This window comes from Flavobacterium sp. N1736 (genome assembly GCF_025947065.1).
GTDB lineage: Bacteria > Bacteroidota > Bacteroidia > Flavobacteriales > Flavobacteriaceae > Flavobacterium.
This window is the reverse complement of record NZ_CP109994.1, coordinates 4,611,171-4,619,471: the sequence shown is the minus strand read 5'-3', so window position 1 is coordinate 4,619,471 and position 8,301 is coordinate 4,611,171. Positions and strand designations below refer to the sequence as shown.

Here is an 8,301-nt window from a genome sequence, read left to right as displayed (position 1 = left end):
CGACAAACTACCCGAAAAAACGTTTAACGGCACTTTTTATCGACAAAAATTAACCTAAGACCTTATAAAACTTAACTATTTGGCAATAATAACGCAGAAAATTCTTAAATTTTTATTGATTTATTAATGATTTAGAAATATACTAATGAATACACAAAAATATCTTACAAATCTATCTTCTAAAAAAACGCCTAAATAATTGAAATACAGGTTATTAATAAAGTATTCCTAATAGGAATAACTTATAAAAATCGCATAACCTTAAATAGTTTTTTTAAATTTAAATGGGAATAAATAAAGTAGCCCGAAGGAGAGAGGAATAGAAAAAAATATGATAAAAAAAAGAAGTAAATTCTTTAAAAAAGACAATATAAAATTATTCCAAAAATTTTATATTACGTTTTAAACCATCGAACTTTGTTCGTTTTATAGGTGAATTTTTAAAAACAATCCGAAAGGTTTCTTCTGTAATTTCTTCCCAATCTTTTTTGGTGAAAGAAAGTAAATCAGGGTTTGGATTAAATAATGGTTCTGAGTGAGGTTTTGAGAACCTATTCCACGGACAAACATCCTGACAAGTGTCACAGCCAAACATCCACTCATCAAACTTTCCTTTCATATCATACGGAATATTTTCTTTGAGTTCGATGGTGTAATAGGATATGCATTTGCTTCCATCTACAACATAAGGTGCAACTATCGCTTGTGTCGGACAAGCGTCGATACAAGCAGTGCATGAGCCGCAATGATCTGTTGTAGCGTGATCATATTCTAATTCTAAATCTAAAATTAATTCAGCAATAAAATAAAAAGAACCAACTCTCTGAGTTATTAAATTACTATTTTTTCCAATCCACCCCAAACCGCTTTTGGCGGCCCAGGCTTTATCTAAAACTGGGGCAGAATCAACAAATGCTCTACCCGCAACTTCTCCTATATTTTCCTGAATTGAAAAAAGTAATTCTTTTAACTTCTCTTTAATTACAAAATGATAATCCTGGCCGTAAGCGTATTTAGAGATTTTAAAACTTTCCTCAGTTTGAGATTCAGCAGGATAATAATTCAATAAAAGTGACACAACACTTTTAGCATCATCAACTAATAATGTTGGATCTAGTCGTTTGTCAAAATGGTTTTCCATGTATGACATTTGACCATGACTATTATTTTTAAGCCAGTTTTCAAGACGAGGTGCTTCTTCTTCTAAAAAACCAGCCTTCGAAATACCACAAGAAAGAAAGCCGAGTCTTTTAGATTCGGCTTTAATAAATTGCGTGTATTTTTCCTTATCAATCAACTTTAGTTATTATGCTTTTTAATCCACTCTGTAATATCATTTATATTCTGAATTTCAGTATCGGGAGAATTCATTCCAACATCATGGCCTTTACCTTCTCTAATTATCAATTTTGTCTCTACTCCTTTGTTTTTTAATTCGGTATAAAGATTTTGAGATTGACTTACATTAACCAAAGGATCCGCATCACCATGTATCAATAATGTCGGCATATTTGAGATATTTTTGAAAGGGCTTATTGCGACAAATGCGGGATTACTTCCATTTGCTTTGAATTTTGCTCCAGCCAATTTTTCAATAGTGCTTAAAAGACCATTCTTTTTAAGAAATTCTAATATTTCAGTAGAATCTAATCTTGAAGGTGCACAGAGTGCTGTTATAGATTTCATGCTTTTTTCAGTATATCCATATAATAATGCCAAATGCGCTCCTGCACTAATTCCAACAATATGATAACCCGTTTTAGCATAACCGTATTTTCCAGAAGCATCTGAAACATAACTAACCGCAGCTCCAATATCAGCTAATAAATCCTTCGCAGAAATCTTGTCGTTTATGTAACGATAATCAACATTAGCTACAACAAATCCTTTATTGCATATATCCTGAGCATGTTTACTAGTGTATTCAAGTCCGCCCATAGTCCAGGCTCCGCCATGAAGTAGTATAACAACAGGTACATTTTTTAAATCCCCGTCAGGAATATACAAATCTAAAACCTGTTGAGATGATTTTCCATAAGCAAGATGCGAAAAATACTTAGTTTGCCCAAAAGAACTGAAACAACTAAACAGCAATAATAAAATGAAATGCCTCATAGTATATTTTTAAAATAACCCGCCTTGAATATTGGTATTTATCTTCCCTAAATGTTTATAAGCTTTATCTGTAACTTCTCTTCCTCTTGGAGTTCGCATAATAAATCCTTCCTGAATCAGGAAAGGTTCATAAACTTCCTCTATGGTTTCGCTGCTTTCAGAAACTGCAGTTGCCAAAGTAGAAAGTCCTACAGGTCCGCCTTTGAATTTATTAATGATGGTTAACAATATTTTGTTATCCATTTCGTCAAGACCGTGTGCATCAACATGAAGTGCTTTTAATGCATAGCGTGCTATTTCAAGATCGATAGTTCCGTTTCCTTTTATTTGTGCAAAATCTCGCACTCTTCGTAACAATGCATTAGCAATACGAGGTGTACCACGACTACGACCGGCAATTTCGATAGCAGCATCTAATGAAATTGGCATTTTAAGTATAGAAGAACTTCTTTCGACAATAGTAGTTAAAAGTTCAGTTGTATAATATTGTAATCGGGATGAGATCCCAAAACGTGCACGCATTGGCGCCGTTAATAATCCTGAACGGGTTGTTGCGCCAATTAAAGTAAAAGGATTTAAATTGATTTGCACCGTTCTGGCATTTGGTCCGGACTCGATCATAATATCAATTTTGAAATCTTCCATTGCAGAATATAAATATTCTTCGACAATTGGGCTCAAACGATGAATTTCATCAATGAACAGAACGTCTCTTTCGTCAAGATTTGTCAATAAACCAGCCAAGTCTCCAGGTTTGTCTAAAACAGGTCCGGAAGTAATTTTGATTCCAACTTCAAGTTCATTAGCCAGAATATTAGCCAAAGTAGTTTTCCCCAATCCGGGAGGTCCATGAAAAAGTGTATGATCAAGAGCTTCACCACGTTGATTGGCAGCAGCAACAAATACTTTTAAATTCTCCAAAACTTGATCTTGTCCGGCAAAATCATCAAATGACAGCGGACGTAATCTTTTTTCAAGATCTAATTCTTCTGGATTGTACCCATTTGTAGTGGGATCTAGGTTTTCATTCATTTTACAAAGATAGACAAAGTAATCAGTTTGTAAAATAGATAAATTTCAAATAAAATATTGGTATTCTTATTTAATCAGATTTTGTTGAAAATAAAAAAGACCATCTCTTCAGATGGTCTTCTAAAATATTTTTAGTGGTGTAAAACTTCTTCACCTTCTTTCATTGGTACATTTTGCGGTACAAAATCTACATCGTGATTTGGGTTACTATAGTCATACGGCCAACGGTATACGTGAGGAATTTCACCTGGCCAGTTACCGTGAATATGTTCTACCGGAGTTGTCCATTCTAATGTTGTAGATCTCCATGGATTTTGTGTTGCTTTCTTACCGTAGAAAATACTACTAAAAAAGTTGTACAAGAATACCAATTGGAAAGCTCCTCCTACAAGAGCAAATGTTGTAATTAAAACATTCACATTTTGTAAATCATCAAATAATGGGAAGTTTGTGTTTGTATAATAACGTCTTGGTAAACCAGCTAATCCGATAAAGTGCATTGGGAAAAATACTCCGTAAGCACAAACTGCAGTTACCCAAAAGTGAATATAACCTAAGTTTTTATTCAACATTCTTCCGTACATTTTAGGGAACCAGTGGTAAATACCAGCAAACATTCCGTAAAGTGCAGAGATACCCATTACTAAGTGAAAGTGAGCAATAACGAAGTAAGTATCGTGAACATTAATATCTAAAGTACTATCTCCTAAAATGATTCCGGTTAAACCTCCAGTGATGAAAGTAGAAACCATTCCGATAGAGAATAACATTGCAGGGTTGAATTGCAGGTTACCTTTCCATAAAGTTGTAATCCAGTTAAAAGCTTTTACAGCAGATGGAATCGCAATCAATAAAGTTGTAAAGGTAAATACAGATCCTAAGAAAGGATTCATACCTGAAATAAACATATGGTGACCCCAAACAATTGTAGATAAAAATGCAATTGCAAGAACTGACATAATCATCGCTCTGTATCCAAAGATTGGTTTACGAGAGTTCGTAGCCATAATTTCAGAAACAAGACCCATTGCTGGTAAGATTACGATATAAACCTCAGGGTGTCCTAAGAACCAGAATAAGTGCTCGAACAATACAGGTGAACCACCTTGGTAATGTAAAACTTCTCCAGCGATATAAATATCAGATAAGAAGAATGAAGTACCAAAACTTCTGTCAAAAATCAATAATAAAGCAGCCGATAACAACACCGGGAATGAAATAACACCAATGATAGCTGTTACGAAAAATGTCCAGATTGTAAGTGGAAGTCTTGTCATAGACATTCCTTTAGTTCTTAAATTGATTACAGTTACGATGTAATTTAAAGATCCCATTAAAGAAGATGCAATAAAGATAGCCATAGAAACTAACCATAAAGTCATACCCGTTCCAGAACCTGGAATTGCTTGTGGTAAAGCACTTAATGGAGGATAAATTGTCCAACCTGCAGAAGCTGGTCCAGCTTCAACAAATAAAGAACTTAACATAATTACAGCAGATAAGAAAAACAACCAGTATGAAATCATGTTCATGAATCCAGAAGCCATATCTCTTGCTCCAATTTGAAGCGGAATAAGTAAGTTACTAAACGTTCCACTTAAACCGGCTGTCAGTACAAAGAATACCATGATGGTACCGTGAATTGTTACTAAAGCCAAATAAATATCATTTGCCATTACACCATCAGGTGCAAATTTATCTCCTAATAAAACATTAAAGATTTTGAAAGACTCTTCTGGCCATGCTAATTGCATTCTGAAAAGCAAGGACATTGCAATACCAATAATACCCATAATGATACCGGTAATTAAGTATTGCTTAGCAATCATTTTGTGATCAATACTAAAGATATATTTAGTAATGAACGTGTCTTTATGATGATGTTCGTGCTCGTGATCGTGTCCGTGATCGTGATCGTGCGCTTCTGCTGACATATATGTGTACTTTAAATTTTCTTAATAAATATTATTTCATAGCAACTTTAGCTACAACTGCTTTAACAGTATCAATAACTGCTTTAACAGTATCTTTAGCTGTATTAGTTGTACTATCTGTAGTAGCTTCTGCTCCTTCAGCCGGTGCTTTAGCAGCAGCTGCCGCTTTAATATCCTGAGCTAAAGTAGTTTTTTCGCCTAACCATTTTTTATAATCTTCCGGAGTATCAACAACTACCTTCATTTGCATGTTGTAGTGAGAAGCTCCACAAATTTTATTACATAATAATAAATAATCAAATGTGTAAGGATCTAAAGCTGTACCTCCTTTTGCAACTAACTCAACGCTTTTTTCAGCTCTAAGTTTGTTGATGTTTGCAACTTTCTCGATCATAAAAGGTAATTCTCTATATTCAGAAGTTGTATAAGTTGGAATAAAAGCAAACTCAGTAACCATTCCGGGAACACAGTTCATTTGCGCTCTAAAGTGAGGCATATAAGCTGAGTGCAATACGTCTTGAGAACGCATTTTGAAATGTACTTTTTTACCTTTAGGAATATGTAACTCAGAAACTACAATATCATCCTGAGCATTCGGATCTGACATATCAACTCCTAAAGTATTTATACCTTCAATCAAACGTACGTTAGCTTTACCTAAAACATTATCTTGTCCTGCATATCTTGCTGTCCATTTAAATTGTTGAGCATATAATTCAATTTCAATTACATCTTCATCTTTGTCAACAAACATAATATTGTTCCATGCATACAATCCGTAAAGAATCAAACAAGCTAAAACTACAGATGGAATAATACTCCAAATTGCTTCTAATTTATTACTATCAGCAAAAAATAATGCTTTTTTATCTTTATTTCCTCTATTTTTAAAAGAGAACCAATATAATAAACCTTGTGTAATAAATTGAACTACAAAAATTAAAACCCAAGTAATATTCATTAAGCTGTCTACTAAAAGCCCATGCTCTGATGCAGGAGTATGAAGTGCTAAACCACCCCATTTTAATAAACCATAAATCGTAAATATATATATGAATGCCAAGAAGCCAAACATAATATAACCTTGTACATTATTATCATTATCTGATGCAACTTGCGAATCGTCCGAAGAAGATCCTACCTGAGTAAGATCAAATATCTTGGTCAATTGCCACAATGCAACTGCTAATAAAACTAAAACTATAATTACCAACAAACTTGTCATCTGTTTATTTCTTTAAATATTAATAATGAAAATGTTTACTTTCTTCTATGAAAGGATTTCTTTTTGCTAACAGAGGAGCTTTAGTTAATGCATTAAACACTACAAAAATAAACAATCCTAAGAAGAAAAGAATAGATGCAATTTCAGGAATTCCAATAAACCATTTATCTCCAACTGTACCAGGCATAATCATATTAAAGAAATCAATATAATGTCCAAATAAGATAACAGTACCAGCCATTACAATAACCCAGCTAAGACGTTTAAAATCAGTGTTAACTAAAATTAATAATGGAAAAACAAAGTTCATTACAACTGCTCCAAAGAAAGGTAAGTTATATAATTGAATTCTTGTGATAAAATAAGTAACCTCTTCAGGTATGTTTGCATACCAGATCAACATAAATTGAGAGAACCATAAATAAGTCCAGAAAATACTAAAACCAAACATAAATTTAGCTAAATCGTGTATATGGCTTGTATTTACATATTCTAAATATCCTTTAGATTTTAAATATATAGTAACTAATGCTATAGTAGTAACAGCACTTACAACGAAAGAAGCAAATACATACCATCCAAATAAAGTACTGAACCAGTGTGGATCAATTGACATAATCCAATCCCAAGACATGATAGATTCAGATACGATAAAGAATACTAAGAATCCCGCAGATAATTTAAAGTTCTTTTTGTAATTTAAATCATCATTAGCTTCATCCTGAGCTAAGCAATTTTTTCTTGAATAATGACGGTATAAATTCCATCCTAATAAAAAGATAGCTGCTCTCGCAATCCAGAAACCAAAATTTAAATAACCATGCTTACCAGCAATAATTTCATCATAATTAGGGCTTTTAGGATCAGTAACTCCTTCTCCTAACCATACAAAAATATGATTAAAGTGTAATCCGCAAAGAATTAAAATGATGAAGAAAATCACAGAAGCTACAGGTAAATAAGCTGTAATTCCCTGCATAACTCTAAACAAAACCGGAGACCAGCCTGCCTGAGCTACTTGTTGAATAGCATAAAATGATAGAACTCCCAGAGAAATTAACAAGAAAAAAATACAAGCAACATATAATGCAGACCATGGCTTATTTTGCAATTGGTGCAATACGTGTGTTAAATGTTTTTTATGCTCGTCAGCAGCGCTAACTTCTGCATGTTCACCGCCTTTGTGTGATTCATGCGAAACTTCAGCAGTTTCATGATGTCCGGCTTCTTTGTGAGTAGTCTCTGCCGTTACTTCATGTGCAGCTCCATGAGCTCCATGCGCATCTGCAGCTAGAATTTTTTCAACTTCTTGAATATCTTTAGGAGCAGTTAAAAAACCATATCCAATTCCTAATATACCAACGGCCATTAGGATGATAGAAAAAGTTTTTAATTTACTTGAAAATGTATACATATCTATTACGATCAGTTTGTTCAACAATTATAATTGGCTTTTTAGTTTTAGAACATAGTCAGCAACTAACCAACGTTCGTGGGCACTTAATTGATTTGCATGTGAACCCATTGCATTTAAACCATAAGTTTCAACGTGAAAGATACTTCCTTCAGTGATTTCTCTGTCTTTATAGCTAGGTACTCCAAGAAATTTTTCTCTTTCAACCAATTTACCTTTACCGTTTCCAGCTGCACCATGACAACTGATACAATAAATCTCGAAAAGTTCTTTTCCTTTTCCGGAATTTCTTTCGATAGAATCCAAAGGAGATTTTAAATTAGCTTTTGCCAATTCATAACCTGCAGTTGAATTTTCATATTCATAAGGCTCAAAACCTCTATTAATCGTTCCTGCAACAGGAAGCTGTCCTTCTTTTCCTCCTTTAAATATTTTTGCTTCTGAATAAGTTTCATAACCTACAGACTCATACATATTAGGGAAATACTGATAGTTTGGTGCCGAATTATTGTGGCAAGATGAAACTAAAATAGTTATACCAACTAAAAGTGTTATTTTATATATCCTTTTCATAGCTACAA

At 33.5% G+C, this 8,301-nt stretch carries 7 protein-coding genes; all 7 read right to left on the bottom strand.

All coding sequences use genetic code 11. The features are described 5' to 3' along the window. Positions 1–376: 376 nt before the first annotated feature. A complete protein-coding gene (gene queG, locus OLM54_RS19600; RefSeq protein WP_264536224.1) occupies positions 377–1,297 on the bottom strand; it encodes a tRNA epoxyqueuosine(34) reductase QueG in 921 nt (306 codons plus the stop codon). A gap of 2 nt (positions 1,298–1,299) precedes the next feature. Further along, entirely contained in the window at positions 1,300–2,115 is an 816-nt protein-coding gene (locus tag OLM54_RS19595; protein WP_264536223.1) for an alpha/beta hydrolase, read from the bottom strand. A 9-nt stretch (positions 2,116–2,124) separates the two neighbouring features. After that, positions 2,125–3,147 (bottom strand): Holliday junction branch migration DNA helicase RuvB, encoded by a 1,023-nt coding sequence (gene ruvB, locus OLM54_RS19590; protein WP_264536222.1) that lies wholly within the window; start codon positions 3,145–3,147, stop codon positions 2,125–2,127. Positions 3,148–3,278: 131 nt separating this feature from the next. Continuing rightward, on the bottom strand, positions 3,279–5,081 hold the full coding sequence (locus OLM54_RS19585) for a cbb3-type cytochrome c oxidase subunit I (RefSeq protein ID WP_264536221.1): 1,803 nt from the start codon (positions 5,079–5,081) through the stop codon (positions 3,279–3,281). Positions 5,082–5,112: 31 nt separating this feature from the next. Next, a complete protein-coding gene (locus OLM54_RS19580) occupies positions 5,113–6,306 on the bottom strand; it encodes a cytochrome c oxidase subunit II (RefSeq protein ID WP_264536220.1) in 1,194 nt (397 codons plus the stop codon). Between the two features lie 19 nt (positions 6,307–6,325). Then, positions 6,326–7,720 carry a quinol:cytochrome C oxidoreductase gene (locus OLM54_RS19575; protein WP_264536219.1) on the bottom strand — a complete coding sequence of 465 codons (1,395 nt, stop codon included), beginning with the start codon at positions 7,718–7,720 and terminating at the stop codon, positions 6,326–6,328. 27 nt (positions 7,721–7,747) lie between these two features. Beyond that, on the bottom strand, positions 7,748–8,293 hold the full coding sequence (locus OLM54_RS19570; protein ID WP_140507728.1) for a c-type cytochrome: 546 nt from the start codon (positions 8,291–8,293) through the stop codon (positions 7,748–7,750). Positions 8,294–8,301: the final 8 nt, after the last annotated feature.